The sequence below is a fragment of the Micromonospora sp. NPDC005087 genome (assembly GCF_042872965.1).
Taxonomy (GTDB): domain Bacteria; phylum Actinomycetota; class Actinomycetes; order Mycobacteriales; family Micromonosporaceae; genus Micromonospora.
On record NZ_JBIALB010000011.1, the window covers coordinates 106,954 to 122,302 of the forward strand.

Genomic DNA, 15,349 nt, shown 5'->3' on the forward strand with positions numbered 1-15,349 from the left:
GCCGGCGTCAGAGGTTGAGTGGCGCCGGGTCGGCGGCCAACTCCCGGAACCGCCCACGCGGGTCGGGCACCAGCCGCCGGGTCGACAGATCCAGCAGCCCGCCCACCCCGGTCAGCCGCGCCACCGGGGTCCCGTCCGGGAGGGTGTAGTCCTGGTCGATGTGGAAGGCCCGGCCCTCGCCCCAGCGGAACTGGCAGGAGACGTCCACCTCGTCCCCGCCGCGCAGCTCGCGCAGGTACTTCACGGTCACCTCCATGGCGACCGGTCCCACTCCGGCGGCGAGAAGCCGGTCCTGCGCGATGCCGGCCGCGCGCAGGCATTCCCACCGGGCGTGCTCGCCGTACTGGAGGTAGACGGCCTGGTTCAGGTGGCCCTGGGTGTCCAGCTCGTAGCCACGAACGGTGATGCGTACCCGGAACGGATCTCCCATGGGCTCGAGGGTAGTTGGGCACCCGGGCGGCCGACGTACGTGGTGATCCTGGTCTTCGCCGGGGGTCATCCGTCAGTGGTCGTCCGCCCGAGGCGTTGATCACATCGCTGTCCGGGGTGGGTCGCATCGCCGCTGGTCAAGGTCGTCGGAGAGCTGCCGATCAAGATCGCTCGATGGCGGCGGCGTCCGCTCGCGGTGCCTCGCGAGCCGCCCGGAGCGCGTTGTGCCTGCTGGCGGCCCCGGGGATGCTGGCCGAGGTCGATCGGCCCGTCACGCCAAGTCGATGGGGTGTGACGAGCGGCGGTCGGGGCGCCGGTGGGGCTACGGCGGCTGTTGGGACGTGTGAACACTGCGCGACGTCGATATTGCCGGATTGTTACATTTTCAACAGGCCCTCGCCTTGCGGATGACCCTTCCACCGCAATACGTTGCCGTCAACAACAAAACCGAGTGAAGGTCAAACCTTCCGGAGGCAACCGATGACGTTGGCGAGGTGGTACGAGCGATGAGCGACGTGCCCATCCTCCTTGAGATGCGCTCCATCACCAAGGAGTTTCCCGGAGTCAAGGCCCTCTCCGACGTCAACCTGGTGGTTCGCGCCGGCGAGATCCATGCCATCTGCGGCGAGAACGGCGCGGGCAAGTCCACGCTGATGAAGGTCCTCAGCGGGGTCTACCCACACGGCACCTACGAGGGCAAGATCGTCTACCAGGGCGCGGAGACCCGGTTCTCCGACATCCGCGCCAGCGAGAACGCCGGAATCGTGATCATCCACCAGGAGCTCGCGCTCATTCCGGGCATGTCGATCGCGGAGAACATCTTCCTCGGCAACGAACCGCGCAAGCGGGGCGCGATCGACTGGAAGGCCGCGAACCGGATGGCGCTGGACCTGATGGCCCGGGTCGGTCTCGAGGAGGACCCGGACACCCTGATCAAGGACATCGGGGTCGGCAAGCAGCAGCTCGTGGAGATCGCCAAGGCGTTCGCCAAGGACGTGAAGCTGCTCATCCTGGACGAGCCGACCGCGGCTCTGAACGAGGCCGACTCCCGGCACCTGCTGGACCTGCTGCGTGGTTTCCGCTCCCGCGGCATCACCTCGATCATGATCTCGCACAAGCTGAACGAGATCGAGGCGATCGCCGACCAGATCACGATCCTGCGCGACGGCCGGACCGTGGAGACCCTGGACGTCAAGGCGGACGGGGTCGACGAGGACCGGATCGTGCGGGGCATGGTCGGCCGCGAGCTGAGCAGCCGGTTCCCGGAACACACGCCGAAGATCGGTGAGGTCTTCTTCGAGGTCCGGAACTGGAACGTCCGGCACCCGATCTCCGCCGAGCGGCAGGTCTGCAAGAACGAGAGCTTCGTGGTGCGTCGCGGCGAGATCGTCGGCTTCGCCGGCCTGATGGGCGCCGGCCGCACGGAGCTGGCGATGAGTGTCTTCGGCCGCTCCTACGGGGTGTACGAGTCGGGCACGATCATCAAGGACGGCAAGGAGATCGTCCTGAAGTCGGTCGCGGACGCGATCGACAACGGGCTCGCGTACGTCAGCGAGGACCGCAAGGCGATCGGCCTCAACCTGCTCGACGACATCAAGTCGTCGACGGTCGCCGCCAAGCTGTCCAAGATCTCGCACCACGGCGTCCTGAGCGAGGTCGAGGAGTACCAGGCGGCTGAGGCGTACCGCAAGGAGTTGCGGACCAAGGCCCCGACGGTCGACGAGAGCGTCTCGAAGCTCTCCGGCGGTAACCAGCAGAAGGTCGTCCTGGCGAAGTGGATGTTCACCGACCCGGACCTGCTGATCCTCGACGAGCCGACGCGCGGCATCGACGTGGGTGCCAAGTACGAGATCTACGGCATCATCCAGCGGCTCGCCGACCAGGGGAAGGGCGTCGTCGTCATCTCCTCGGAGCTGCCTGAGCTGATCGGGCTCTGCGACCGCATCTACACCGTGTTCGAAGGCTCCATCACGGGCGAGATCGCCCGGGAAGATGCCAACCCGGAAAACCTCATGAAGCAGATGACCTCGACGAAGAAGATGCTGACACGATGAGCCGTTTGAAGGACCTTCAGAAGAACCTGTTCGGAGGCACCACCTCCAACGCTCGCCAGTTCGGGATGATCTTCACCCTGGTGGCGATCGTCGTCCTGTTCCAGATCCTGACCGATGGCCTCACCCTGCGGTCGGACAACCTGATCGCGCTGTTCCAGCAGAACTCGTACATTCTGATTCTGGCCATCGGCATGCTCATGGTGATCGTCGCCGGGCACATCGACCTCTCGGTCGGCTCCATCGCCGCCTTCGCGGGCATCCTGGTGGCCAAGTCGATGGCCGACTGGTCGCTGCCCTGGCCCGTAGCCATCCTGTTCGGCCTCGCGATCGGCGCGATCATCGGCGCCTGGCAGGGCTTCTGGGTGGCATACATCGGGGTCCCGGCGTTCATCGTCACCCTGGCCGGCATGCTGCTGTTCCGCGGTGGCAACCAGTACATCGGTAACGCCAACACGATCCCGGTGCCGGAGGGCTTCCGGGAGATCGGCTCCGGCTTCCTGCCCGAGTTCGGTCCGAACACCGGCTACAACAACGCCACGCTGCTGCTCGGCCTGGCCGCGGCGGTGGCCGTGGTGTGGCGCGAGATCCAGGCCCGTAAGACCCGCAGGGCCATGGACGCTGACCCCGCACCGATGTGGATCTCGATCCTGCGGATGGCCGTCATGGTCGGGGTGATCGCCTTCGCATCGCTGCGCTTCGCCAGCGGTCGCGTCGGCACCAGCTTCCCGATCTCCGGCATCATCCTGCTGGTCCTGGTGATCGCGTACTCCTTCTACACCCGCAACACGGCCGGTGGCCGGCACATCTACGCGGTGGGCGGCAACTCCCGGGCGGCCGAGCTGTCCGGTGTGAAGCTCAAGCGGGTCAACTTCTTCGTCATGATGAACATGTCCGTCCTGGCTGCCCTGGCCGGCATGATCTTCGTGGCCCGCTCGGCGGCCTCCGGACCGCAGGACGGTAACGGCTGGGAACTGGACGCGATCGCCGCGGTCTTCATCGGTGGCGCGGCGGTCTCCGGCGGTATCGGCACCATCAGCGGCTCGATCGTTGGTGGTCTCGTCATGGCCGTGCTCAACAACGGCCTGCAACTGATGGGCGTCGGCACCGACCGCGTCCAGATCATCAAGGGCCTGGTCCTGCTGCTGGCCGTCGCGATCGACGTCTACAACAAGAGCCAGGGGCGGTTCTCCATCATCGGAAGTCTGATGCGACCGTTCCGTCGCGAAGACTCCGCCCCACCCGCCTCACCGCCGGACGCGGAGCGCGAGCCCGCCAAGGCAGCGGTGTCCGGCTGACGGCCACCGACCTCTCCACCCGTCTCAATTATCAGAAAGGCAAGTCCTCCCATGCGTAAATTCTTCGGCACGTCGGTGGTTGCCATCAGCGCCGCCGCCATGCTGGCTCTCGCCGGCTGCGGCTCCGGCCGTGACGGCGACGGCGACTCCAGCGGCGAGGCCGCCAAGGGCTTCGCGGCGAACTCGCTGATCGGCGTGGCCCTCCCGGCCAAGACCTCGGAGAACTGGGTCCTCGCCGGTGACCTCTTCAGCAACGGTCTCAAGGAGGCCGGTTTCCAGGCTGACGTGCAGTACGCCGGCGCGTCGACCACGGTGGCCGACCAGCAGGCCCAGATCACGGCCATGACCACCAAGGGTGCCAAGGTCATCGTCATCGGCGCGACCGACGCCGCGCAGCTGTCGACCCAGGTCGCGGCGGCCCACGCGGCCGGCGCGAAGGTCATCGCGTACGACCGGCTCATCACCAACACGCCGGACCTCGACTACTACGTCGCGTTCGACAACTTCAAGGTCGGCCAGCTCCAGGGCCAGGCCCTGCTGGACGGCATGAAGGCCAAGAAGCCGAACGGCCCGTACAACATCGAGCTGTTCTCCGGCTCGCCGGACGACAACAACGCCGGTGTCTTCTTCAACGGCGCGATGAGCGTGCTCAAGCCGGAGATCGACAAGGGCACCGTGGTCGTCGCCTCGAAGCAGACCGACGTCAAGCAGACCGCCATCCAGGGCTGGAAGGCCGAGGGTGCGCAGGCCCGCATGGACCAGCTGCTGACCTCGACCTACGGCAACAAGGAGCTGGACGGCGTCCTCTCCCCGAACGACACGCTGGCCCGCGCGATCCTGACCTCGGTCAAGGGCGCTGGCAAGCCGACCCCGGTCGTCACCGGCCAGGACTCCGAGGTCGAGTCGGTCAAGTCGATCGTCGCTGGCGAGCAGTACATGACGATCAACAAGGACACCCGCAACCTGGTGAAGGAGACCATCAACATGGTCAAGGCTCTCCAGGCCGGTAACACCCCGCAGGTGAACGACACCAAGTCCTACAACAACGGCAGCAAGGTCGTCGACACGTACCTGCTCCCGCCGGTCGCCGTCACCAAGGCGAACGCGGCTGAGGCGTACGCCAACGACCCGAAGCTCGCGCCGCTCACCAAGTAAGCACCACACGGTAGGCAGTGACACCGATGGGTCCCGGATCTCCTGTTCCGGGACCCATCGTCGTCCTGACACCCCCGCACCAGCCGGTACCGATCCGGAAGGAGGTCTGACCGTGGCATCACCAGTCCGGGCCAGGCCAGCCGGCGTCGGCCGCAACTCCGAATCCCCGCTGCCCGCGGTCCCCGGCGCCAGCCAGGAGGAGATCCGGCGGCAGAACCTCGGCGCCGTCCTGCGCTACGTCCACCTGCACGGGCCGACGTCCCGGGCCGAGCTGACCAGCCGACTCGGCCTCAACCGCAGCACCATCGGCGCTCTCGCGGCCGACCTGGTCGCGAGTGGCCTGGTCACCGAGGAGGCGCCGACCACCGCCCGTCGGGCAGGCCGGCCCTCGCTGGTGGTGAGCCCGCGCTCCGACCGGGTCTACGCCCACGCGCTGAGCATCGACGCGGACCGACTGCGCGCCGCCCGGGTCGGCCTGGGTGGTCGCATCCTGGACCTGCGCGAGGTCGCCCGACCCGGTGGCATGACGGCGGTCGACGCGGTCGGGCCGCTGGCCGACCTGGTCCGCGACATGGAACGCTCCGTGGCCGCCGACGCGCTGCTGGTCGGCGGCGCGGTCGCGGTCACCGACACCACCTGCGAGGCGGACGGTCGCATCCGGATCGCCGGCGTCGACGAGACTCTGGGCGTCGCGCTCGAGGCCGAGTTCGCCGTCGGCCCGGGCTTCGTGGCCGGCGACCTGGCCGACATCGCCGGCCTGGCCGAGCACGTCCGCGGCGTGGCGGCCGGCATCGACGACCTCATCTACCTGCACGGTGACCTCGGCATCAGCGCCGGCATCATCGTCGACGGCCGGCTGGTGATCGGGCACCGGGGCCACAGCGGCAAGGTCGGTCACATGGTGGTCAACCCGAACGGGCTGCCCTGCGGCTGCGGCTCCCGCGGCTGCTGGGAGACCGAGATCGGCGAGGCCGCGCTGCTGCGGCACGCCGGTCGGGACCCGGGCGACCGCGCGGCAGTGGCCGAGGTGCTGCGCGCGGCGGCGGACGGCGACCGGACCGCCCGGGAGGCGGTCGAGCAGGTCGCCGACTGGCTCGGCTTCGGCGTGGCCAACCTGGTCAACGTGGTCAACCCGGACGCTGTGGTGTTCGGCGGCTCGCTGCGCGACATCTTCATCGCCGGGGCGGACACGGTCCGCAGCCGGTTGGGTGCCATGCCGCTGCCGGGTTCCCGCGAGCACCTGCGGCTGGAGGCGGCGGCGCTCGGCCGGGACGCCGTCCTGATCGGTGCCGCCGAACTCGCCTTCGACAAGTTGCTGGCCGACCCGCTGAACGTCGGCGTCGCGGGTCAGTTGAGCGCCGACGATCAGGCCTAGTACGCGAACACGGTCTCCGTGCCGATCCACCCGCGACGCCCCGCATATGCCTGTCGTACGTTGTACGCTAGAGATGTCGGGGCAGCACCGCCCCGACCGGTCGGGAGGCACAGTTGCGGTTCACGGTCGTCTTCACGCCGGGCGACCCACCCCGGACCGGCGCGGTTCACGTCCACCACCCGGCCGGCGAGGCACTGACCGAGCGGTTCACCGGCCTCGGGCAGCGCGGCGAACTGCGGCTGGCCCTGCCGCGTGACGGCCGGATGGTCCTCGAGACCGTGCCGGTCCGCACCATCGGAGTGGGCGACGCCGTGCGCGGCCTCGCCGCGCTGCGGGACACCGACGTGCTCGACCCGGCCGCCGCGTTCTGGTCGGCGGTCGCGGTCACCGCGCTGCACCTCACCGCCCGGGGGCGGATCCTGCCCGGAGTGTCCCCGCAGGGGTACGACGCCTGGCGGGCTGGCCCGTTCGACGCCGCCGACGTGCAAAGGATCCGAGCGCTGGCCGCCGCCATGCCAGCGGAGGCGCGTGCGGTGCCGCTGGACCCCACCGCGCGTCGGCTGGTCCTCCCCGACCCGGAGCAGTTGGTCCGCGCGTTCCTGGACGCGGTGGCCGACACGTTGCCGCGCACCCCGGCCGCGCCGTGGCTCGCCGGCGACCCCCGGTTCACCGTCGCGGAACCCCAGCGGGCCGAGGAGTTGCGCGGCTGGGCCGGGCAGGTCTCCGTGGGGGTGGACACCGGCCTGCGGATGGCCCTGCGGGTGGAGATCCGGGGGGATCTCGACGCCACCGTGCCCACGGCCGTCGTCCGGCTGCGCAGCCTCGCCGACCCCACCCTGGTCAGCGACGCCGCCTCCCTCTGGGCGGGCGACGAGCACGGCCTCGGCGACCGGGCCACCGTGGAGGCGATGCTCGCCGTGCGGCGCGCGGCCGCACTGTGGCAGCCGCTGGAGCGACTCCTCGACGAGGCCGCGCCGGTCGAGCTGGAGCTGCTCGACGAGGACCTGGTCGACCTGCTCGGCGGCGCCGAGGCCCGGCTCGCCGCCGCCGGCATCGACATCGAGTGGCCGCCGCGGCTCTCGCGTGCGCTCGCCGCCCGGGTGCTGGTCAGCTCACCACCGGAGCAGCCCGCCGACCCGGCGGCGTTCTTCCGCTCCGCCGCGCCGGTGCCGTTGAGCTGGCAGCTGACCCTCGCCGGGGTCCCGCTGACCGACGAGCAGACGGACCGGGTCGCCCTTGCCCAGCCGATCGTCCGCCTGCGCGACGGGTGGGTCCTGGTCCCGCCGGCAGTGGCCCGCAAGGCCGCCGAGCGGCGGCTTCCCCCGCGCCCGGCGTACGACGCGCTGGCCGCGACCCTGGCCGCCAGCACCGAGGTGGCCGGCGAGCGGGTCGACGTGGTGGCCGACGGCTGGCTGGGCGCGCTGTGCGAACTGCTCGGCGACCCGGATGGCGGGCCGGAGCCGCTGACACCGCCGGCAGGGCTGGCCGGCCGCCTGCGCGAGTACCAGCTGCGCGGGCTGCGCTGGCTGGAGCGGATGGCCTCGCTCGGGTTCGGTGGCTGCCTCGCCGACGACATGGGCCTCGGCAAGACGGTCACTGTCGTCGCGCTGCACCTGCGCCGGCAGCTCGACCGGGCGACCGCCGGCGCGACCCTGGTGGTCTGCCCCGCCTCGGTGCTCGGCACCTGGGAACGGGAGATCCGCAGGTTCGCCCCCGGCACGTCCGTGCGCCGCTTCCACGGCACCGCACGGTCGCTGGCCGAGCTGACCGACGGGATCGTGCTGACCAGCTACGGCACCATGCGACTCGACGCCGACGCCCTGGCCGGCCAGCGTTGGGGGCTGGTGGTCGCCGACGAGGCCCAGTACGTCAAGAATCGGCTCAGCGGCACCGCGAAGGCGCTGCGGACGATTCCGGCGCGTGCCCGGATCGCGCTCACCGGCACTCCGGTGGAGAACGACCTCACCGATCTGTGGGCGATCCTGGACTGGACCACTCCCGGCCTGCTGGGCGCGGTGGGGCAGTTCCGTGCGACCTGGGCCCGACCGATCGAGGTGGACCGGGACTCCGCGAGCGTCGCGCGGCTGTCCCGGCTGGTCCGCCCGTTCCTGCTACGCCGCCGCAAGTCGGACCCGGGCATCGCCCCCGAGCTGCCCCCGAAGACGGTCACCGATCACCTGGTCCCGCTGACCGCCGAACAGACCGCCCTCTACGAGAAGGTGGTCGGTGCGGTGCTGGCCGAGATCCGGGCCAGCGGTGGCGGCATCGCCCGCCGTGGCCTGGTGCTCAAGCTGCTGGTCGAGCTGAAGCAGGTCTGCAACCACCCGGCCCACTATCTGAAGGAGCCGCGCGGCCCGCTGCGCGGCCGGTCGGAGAAGCTGGACCTCCTCGACGACCTGCTGGATACCATCCTCGCCGAGGGCGGCGGCGCGCTGGTGTTCACCCAGTACGTGCGGATGGCGCGGCTGCTGGCCCGACACCTGGCCGAGCGGGGCGTACCGGCGCAGTTGCTGCACGGCGGCACGCCCGTGCCGCAGCGCGAGGAGATGGTCCGCCGGTTCCAGGCCGGTGCGGTGCCGGTCTTCCTGCTGTCACTCAAGGCGGCCGGGGTCGGCCTGACCCTCACCCGGGCCGACCACGTCATCCACTACGACCGCTGGTGGAACCCCGCGGTGGAGGAGCAGGCCACCGACCGGGCCCACCGGATCGGGCAGACCAGGGCGGTGCAGGTGCACCGGCTGATCGCCCAGGGCACGCTGGAGGAGCGCATCGCCGCCCTGCTGGAGTCCAAGAGGGCGCTCGCCGACGCCGTGCTCACCGGCGGCGAGACCGCCCTGACCGAGCTGTCCGACGCCGAGCTGCTCCGTCTCGTCCGGCTTGGCGGCGAGGAATGAGGAGCCCGGACGTGACTGGCGACCCCGACTTCGACGACCCGTGGGACGACGACGCCGAGCCGGTCCGCGACGACGGTCGGGCCCGCAGCTTCCCGGCCTTCGGGCCTGACCGGCGGATCGGCCGGACGTTCGCCGCCACCTGGTGGGGCAGTGCCTGGATCGACGCGATGGAGCGGGCCGCGCTCGACCGTGGGCAGCTGAGCCGGGGCCGTCGGTACGCGTCCGCCGGCCAGGTCGGCCCGATCACCGTGAGCCCGGGCCGGATCTCCGCACCGGTGCACGACGGCGACCCGGAGACTCCGCACGACACGGTGATACGCGTGGCCCCGCTCGCCGACCGCCAGTGGGACCGGCTGCTCGACGCGCTCGCCGCGAAGGCCGGGCACATCGCCGCGCTGCTCGACCGGGAGATGCCACCCGAGCTGGTCGACACCGCCGAGGACGCCGGGGTACGCCTGCTACCCGGCTACGGTGACCTGGAACCGGAGTGCGAGTGCCCCTCCTGGGATCAGCCCTGCCGGCACGCCGCCGCGCTGGCCTACCAGACGTCCTGGCTGCTCGACCGCGACCCGTTCGTGCTGCTGTTGATGCGCGGGCGGGCCGAGGCCGAACTGGTGGAGGAGCTGCGCCGGCGCAACGCCCGGCGGCGCTTCGCGGTGGCGGACGACGCCGCCCCGGCCGGCACCGGAGCGGACGAGGCGTACGCCGCCACCCCGGCGCCGCTGCCCGGCCCACCGGTGCCGGTCTCGGGCGAACCGCTGGCGCTCACCCCACTCCTGGCCGGGCACTCCGCTCCCGGCGTCGACGCCGAGGCGCTCGGGCTGCTCGCCGCCGACGCCGCGTCCCGGGCGCGGCACCTGCTCGCCGCCACCCGCGACGAGCTGCTCGCGCCGACGCCCGACGCCTGGCCGGACGCCGCCCGGTTGGCGGCCCGCGCGCCGCGTTCGCCGGCGGTCGAACGCCTGGCCGAGGCCACCGGCCGGGCGGCCGACCTGCCCCGGGCCATTCGAGCCTGGGAGTACGGCGGCACGGCCGGCGTCAACGTCCTGGACGCGGTGTTCACCCCGCCACCCGAGGTCACCGCCCGGGTCACCGAGACGCTGCGTGCGACGGGCAACGACGAGGTGAAGACCTGGCGCAACCGGTGGACCGTCGGCCGGGACGTCCAGGTGCGCTACGGCCGGGACGGGCACTGGTATCCGTTCCGGCGCCACGGCGGTGCCTGGTGGCCGGCGGGTCCGCCCCGCACCGACCCGGCTGACGCCCTGCTCGACCTGCCACCGGACCGGCCCAGCGGCCTCCGGTGACCGGCTCAGTGTTCGTGCCGGCACCCGATCGGGCGGGGGATGCCCGCCCGATCGGGACGCCAGCGGTCAGCCCGCGGGGCGCAGCACCCGGCCGGGCCCGGCGGCGTTGTCGGCCGCGGCCTGGCTGCGCTGGGTGCCGGTGACGCAGATGTCGTCGCCGAGGAACGCCTCGCGCCACACGTAGCCGGCGACGCAGGTGTGCGGACCGTACGGGCCGCTGACCCAGCGGCTCGCGGCGACCGCGTTGTCCGCGAGCACCTGGGAACGGGTCGTGCCGGTCACGCAGACGTAGTCCGACTGGTCGGCGTCGCGCCAGACGTACCCGCTGACGCAGGTGTTCGGGCCGGACACCAACCGGGCGGGGTTGCGCCGGGACGCGGCGGCGGCGTTGTCCGCGGCGGCCTGGCTGCGCTGGGTGCCGGTGACGCAGACGTCGTCCCCGGCGTACGCCTCGCGCCACACGTAGCCGGCGACGCAGGTGTGCGGACCGTACGGGCCGTTCACCCAGCGGCTCGGCGCGGCGGCGTTGTCCGCCCACACCTGGCTGCGGGTTGCGCCGGTGACGCAGACCAGGTCACCGGGGCGGGCCTCCCGCCAGACGTACCCCTGCAGGCAGCGGTTGACCACGTCGGTGGTCACCGTCACCGACGCGTTGTTGCCGGACACCCAGTTCACGCCGATCTGCACGCCGTTGGCGTTGAGCGACTGGGCCGGTCCGCCGCCGGGCCCGGTGCGCAGCAGGGTGGGGGTGCCGTTGCGGACCTCGTGCAGCAGCACCGTGTCCCCCGGGATGCCGGCGCTCCAGCCGGTCTTCCGGCGGAACTCGACGGTGTAGTAGTGGAACGCATCGGCCGGGTCGAACGGGATCCGGACCAGCTGCGGGCCGCTCGCCGCGGGCACCTCCAGCGGCGCCAGGGTGAGGGTGCGCGAGCCCACCCCGTCGGCGGCCATGGTGAACACCCGGTTCTTCGGCAGCCAGCCCAGCTCGTCACGGTGCGGCCCGTTGAGCCCGACCGCGCTGGTGCCGTAGTTCGCGGTGCCGAAGGCGTAGATGTGCATCGCGCTCATCTCGTCCCACGGGTCGTCGTACTCGCCGGGCTGGGACCACGGCGCGTTCTGGTACGTGGTGTCGTTGGAGAACGAGTGGCCCAGGTTGTAGCCGTGCAGCATCTCGTGCGCGGCGAAGCCGACGTTCCAGGCGCCCGGGTCGAGCAGCACCCGGCCGCCGGCCGCCCCGGAGTCCACCCAATCGTTGAGCATGACCGCGATCCGGTTGCCGGCGGGCACCCCGTAGCCGGCGGCCGCGGCGGTGTCCACGCAGCGTTGGATCCGGGTCCACCGGTCGATCGACTGGAACTGCGCGAGGGTGTACGGCATCGTGTACCAGCCCCGGACCACTGAGCCGACCAGCGAGACGCGCCCACCGGACTGGTCGGCCAGGTAGTCCGCCACCCCGCCGGTGCCAATCCCGGCGGCGGTGAGGAAGTTGGCGAAGTGCGCCGGCGTCTTCGGCTCGGCCGGCTTGTCGCTGAACTTGCACAGCAGCACCGACCAGGCGGTCGCGTTGCGGATCGGGCTGGCGGCCGCCGGGGCGGCCGGCAGTGCCACCGCGCCCAGCGCGGCGCAGGCGAGCGCCACGGCCGACGCGGCGACCCGACGGAGGATTCTGGACTTCACGCGTACGCTCCCATCCCTGCGGCCCGCGGGACGCGGGCCCTGCGGTCCACATCGGAGCACTGATCGTGATCGGACCGGCACGTTCAGTCGCGTTGGCGACGGGCCGGAATCCGACTTCGTCGGAGGGCGCCGCTAGGCTCGGCGGCGTGGTGGTACACCAACTCGACCGGGCGCAGGCGCGACGGATCGCCGTCCGGGCCCAGCTGCTCGCCGCGCCGCGGCCGACCGACCTGCTGGCCGTGGTGCGTCAGCTGACGCTGTTGCAGATCGACCCGACGGCTGCCGTGGCGCCGAACGCGGACCTGGTCGCCTGGAGCCGGCTCGGCTCGTCCTACCAGCCGGCCGAGTTGCCGCGGGCGCTGGAGCGGGACCGGTCGCTCTTCGAGCATCACGCGATGGTGCGGCCGATGGACGATCTGGGGCTCTACCTCGCCGCCATGGCGGCTTCGCCGAGTCACGAGCGGCAGCGTGAGTGGCTGCGCGCCAACGACTCGTTCCGCCGCGACGTGCTCGATCTGCTCGGCCGGTCCGGGCCGCTGCTCTCCCGTGACATCCCGGACACGTGCGTGGCGCCGTGGCCGTCGTCGGGGTGGACCAACAACCGCAACGTCACCCAGATGCTGGAGTTCCTGGTCCTGCGCGGGGAGGTCGCGATCGCCGGCCGTCAGGGTCGGCAGCGACTCTGGGACGTGGCGGAGCGGGTCTACCCGCCCGACACCCCCGTCGTCCCGCTGGAACAGGCGCTGCGGCTCCGCAACGAGCGGCGGCTGCGGGCGTTGGGCATCGCCCGGGGGCGGGCGGTGGTCGTCCCCGGCGAGCCGGCGGATGTCGGCGCGGCCGGTGAACAGGCGGTTGTCGAGGGTGTTCCGGGGGTCTGGCGGGTGGACCCGGCCGCGCTCGGGCAGCCCTTCACCGGGCGTACCGCGGTGCTGTCGCCCTTCGACCGGCTGGTGCACGACCGGGTCCGCCTCGCGGAGCTGTTCGAGTACGAGTACGTGCTGGAGATGTACAAGCCGAAGGCCAGCCGACGGTGGGGCTACTTCGCGTTGCCGATCCTGCACGGCGACCGGCTGGTCGGAAAGGTCGACGCCACGGCGGACCGCCGGCGCGGCGCCCTCACGGTGCACGCCATCCACGAGGACCTGCCGTTCAGCCGGGACGTGACCCGGGCCGTGCACGACGAGCTGCACGACCTCGCGGGCTGGCTCGAGCTGACCGCCGAGGGCCTGCGCTGACGGGTGGTCGCCGGCCCCGTGGCCCGGCGACCACCCGACCCGAGCTACGCGATGCGGCGCACCCGGCGGACGGCGAGGTAGAGCAGGAGCAGGGCCAGCGCCACGAAGATGCCGGTCTCGATGCCCTGGAACAGCCAGAACCGGTCCGCCGGCTGGTAGAGCTGCCAGTTGTACGCGCCCGGCTCGATGCCCAGCTCGGAGCCGCAGGCCCGCCCGTCCGGTCCCTTGCCACCCGGCGGGCACTGGATCCGGGTGTCCGGTGCCACCATCGTCCCGTCGGCGTTGCGGACGCCCTGGGCGAGGATCCAACCGCCGCGCTCGGTCTGCGGCTCGGTGACCCCTTCGATCGGGAAGGTGAGGGTCTTGGCGGGTTGGTAGTGCGGTCGTGCCAGGACCGCCACGGCTGCCCGTACGCCAATGAACCCGGCCAGGGTGATGCCCATGGCGGGCAGCATCCGCTTCCACACCGTGCCCGCGAAAATGCCGAGCGCCACGGCGAAGAGGGTGTACCCGATCGGGGCGACGCCCTGCAGGTCGAAGACGATCACGCCCAGCCGACCCTCGTGGGCGGTCTGGGTCAGCGGGTCGACCCACCACGACATGCCCAGGCCGTAGCAGACCGCCGCGAGCAACGTCGCCCCGCCGACCAGCCCGAACTTCACCAGCGCCCAGCGGATCCGGCCGACGCCCTGGGTCCAGACGAAGCGGTGGGTGCCGTGTTCCACCTCGCGTGCGACCAGCGGGGCGCCCCAGAACAGGCCGACCAGCACCGGCAGGGTGAGCAGCAGCACGGCCACCAGGTTCAGGCTGCCGTAGCGGTTGCTGAAGCGGTGGAAGCCCGCGTCGCAGCCGTCCCGGGTGGCCGCGGCCACGTTCGGGTCAGCCAGCTGGCGCGCGCAGTCGGCCAAGCCGAGGTCGGCGTATGTGTGCCGCATCGACAGGCCGATGGGCACCATCAGGGCGGCGAGCGCCGCGAAGCCCAGCAGGGTGAAGAACGCCTGCTTGCGGTGTTGCCGCCAGGTCAGCCAGATCATGCCGGCACCCCCCACTCGCTGTGACTGGTCTGCGTGTTGCCGTCGGCCAGGTAGGCCAGGACGACGTCCTCCAGGCCGACCTCGCGGACCGTCCAGGCCGGATCGGTGACCGGGCCGTCGGTGCGCACGAGCAGCGTGGACTGCCGGTCGGTGTGGCTGGCCCGGACGACGGCGGCGACGCCCCCGATCGGGCCGCCCTCGTGCCGGGGTCCGATCAGCTGCCGGTGGCCGGCCACCAGATCGTCGACCGTGTCGGCGAGCTGCACCTCGGCGGCGTTGAGCACGATCAGGTAGTCGCAGACGCGTTCCAGGTCGGCCAGCAGGTGTGAGGAGAGCAGGACGGTGGTGCCGGAGTCCGCGACGCTGCCCATCAGTGACTGGAGGAACTCCCGTCGGGCGAGGGGGTCGAGGCTGGCGACCGGCTCGTCGAGCAGCAGCAGCCGGGGCTGTTTGGCCAGCGCCAGGGCGAGCGCCACCTGGGCGCGTTGCCCGCCGGAGAGTTTCCCGACCGGCCGGTCCGGCGGTATGCCGAGTTGCGCCAGCCGGGTACGGGCCAGCGGCGCGTCCCACCGGCGGTTCAGCTTGCCGCCGGCGGTGACCAGTTCGGCGGCGGTGAAGTCCCGGTACAGCGGGGTGTCCTGAGCGACGAACCCGATGTCCGCCAGGCCCTCCGTGTCTCCGTACGGCGATCTGCCGAACACCCGTACCGTGCCCGCGTCGGGCTTGAGCAGCCCGACGGCCAGGTGCAGCAGCGTGCTCTTGCCCGCCCCGTTCGGCCCGACCAGTGCGGCGATGCGGCCGGCCGGCAGGTGCAGCGAGCAGTCCCGCAGCGCCCAGGTGCTGCCGTACCGCTTGCCCAGCCGGTCGGCCTCCAAGACCATGTCCATCCTCTGT

General features: G+C 71.7%; 11 protein-coding genes. 7 read left to right on the forward strand and 4 right to left on the reverse strand.

Annotated elements, in window-relative coordinates; translation table 11 throughout:
* Positions 1–7: 7 nt before the first annotated feature.
* Positions 8–430, reverse strand: coding sequence for an acyl-CoA thioesterase (locus ACFYPS_RS24210; protein ID WP_354966039.1), 423 nt, complete (start codon positions 428–430; stop codon positions 8–10).
* Positions 431–935: 505 nt separating this feature from the next.
* Here ACFYPS_RS24210 and mmsA point away from each other — a divergent pair.
* The 6 genes from mmsA to ACFYPS_RS24240 all read left to right on the forward strand — a co-directional run bounded on the left by mmsA (position 936) and on the right by ACFYPS_RS24240 (position 10,509).
* Complete coding sequence (gene mmsA, locus ACFYPS_RS24215) at positions 936–2,483, forward strand: multiple monosaccharide ABC transporter ATP-binding protein (RefSeq protein WP_354966038.1); 1,548 nt, start codon at positions 936–938, stop codon at positions 2,481–2,483.
* Complete coding sequence (gene mmsB / locus ACFYPS_RS24220) at positions 2,480–3,778, forward strand: multiple monosaccharide ABC transporter permease (RefSeq protein WP_354966037.1); 1,299 nt, start codon at positions 2,480–2,482, stop codon at positions 3,776–3,778. The genes mmsA and mmsB overlap by 4 nt, the downstream gene beginning before the upstream one ends.
* Before the next feature lie 51 nt (positions 3,779–3,829).
* Positions 3,830–4,933, forward strand: a complete 1,104-nt coding sequence (locus ACFYPS_RS24225; RefSeq protein ID WP_354966036.1) for a sugar-binding protein — start codon at positions 3,830–3,832, stop codon at positions 4,931–4,933.
* A gap of 112 nt (positions 4,934–5,045) precedes the next feature.
* A complete protein-coding gene (locus ACFYPS_RS24230) occupies positions 5,046–6,308 on the forward strand; it encodes an ROK family protein (RefSeq protein WP_387327098.1) in 1,263 nt (420 codons plus the stop codon).
* Between the two features lie 113 nt (positions 6,309–6,421).
* Positions 6,422–9,202, forward strand: coding sequence for an SNF2-related protein (locus ACFYPS_RS24235; RefSeq protein ID WP_387327101.1), 2,781 nt, complete (start codon positions 6,422–6,424; stop codon positions 9,200–9,202).
* Positions 9,203–9,213: 11 nt separating this feature from the next.
* Complete coding sequence (locus ACFYPS_RS24240; RefSeq protein ID WP_387327104.1) at positions 9,214–10,509, forward strand: SWIM zinc finger family protein; 1,296 nt, start codon at positions 9,214–9,216, stop codon at positions 10,507–10,509.
* Between the two features lie 66 nt (positions 10,510–10,575).
* Here the strand turns inward: ACFYPS_RS24240 and ACFYPS_RS24245 are convergent, their stop codons facing one another.
* Positions 10,576–12,186, reverse strand: coding sequence for a hypothetical protein (locus tag ACFYPS_RS24245; protein ID WP_387327107.1), 1,611 nt, complete (start codon positions 12,184–12,186; stop codon positions 10,576–10,578).
* Positions 12,187–12,332: 146 nt separating this feature from the next.
* Here ACFYPS_RS24245 and ACFYPS_RS24250 point away from each other — a divergent pair, with 146 nt between their 5' ends.
* Positions 12,333–13,421: a DNA glycosylase AlkZ-like family protein gene (locus tag ACFYPS_RS24250; protein WP_354966032.1), complete on the forward strand. Its 1,089-nt coding sequence runs from the start codon at positions 12,333–12,335 to the stop codon at positions 13,419–13,421.
* Between the two features lie 44 nt (positions 13,422–13,465).
* Here the strand turns inward: ACFYPS_RS24250 and ACFYPS_RS24255 are convergent, their stop codons facing one another.
* Both ACFYPS_RS24255 and ACFYPS_RS24260 read right to left on the reverse strand, forming a co-directional pair.
* Positions 13,466–14,455 carry a transporter gene (locus ACFYPS_RS24255; protein WP_354966031.1) on the reverse strand — a complete coding sequence of 330 codons (990 nt, stop codon included), beginning with the start codon at positions 14,453–14,455 and terminating at the stop codon, positions 13,466–13,468.
* Complete coding sequence (locus ACFYPS_RS24260; protein ID WP_354966030.1) at positions 14,452–15,342, reverse strand: ABC transporter ATP-binding protein; 891 nt, start codon at positions 15,340–15,342, stop codon at positions 14,452–14,454. The genes ACFYPS_RS24255 and ACFYPS_RS24260 overlap by 4 nt, the downstream gene beginning before the upstream one ends.
* Between the last annotated feature and the right edge of the window lie 7 nt (positions 15,343–15,349).

Coding starts and splice junctions, on each gene's coding strand:
- mmsB (WP_354966037.1), top strand. CDS start 2,480: ATGAGCCGTTTGAAGGACCTTCAGAAGAACCTGTTCGGAGGCACCACC.
- ACFYPS_RS24225 (WP_354966036.1), top strand. CDS start 3,830: ATGCGTAAATTCTTCGGCACGTCGGTGGTTGCCATCAGCGCCGCCGCC.
- ACFYPS_RS24210 (WP_354966039.1), bottom strand. CDS start 430: ATGGGAGATCCGTTCCGGGTACGCATCACCGTTCGTGGCTACGAGCTG.
- ACFYPS_RS24260 (WP_354966030.1), bottom strand. CDS start 15,342: ATGGACATGGTCTTGGAGGCCGACCGGCTGGGCAAGCGGTACGGCAGC.
- ACFYPS_RS24255 (WP_354966031.1), bottom strand. CDS start 14,455: ATGATCTGGCTGACCTGGCGGCAACACCGCAAGCAGGCGTTCTTCACC.
- mmsA (WP_354966038.1), top strand. CDS start 936: ATGAGCGACGTGCCCATCCTCCTTGAGATGCGCTCCATCACCAAGGAG.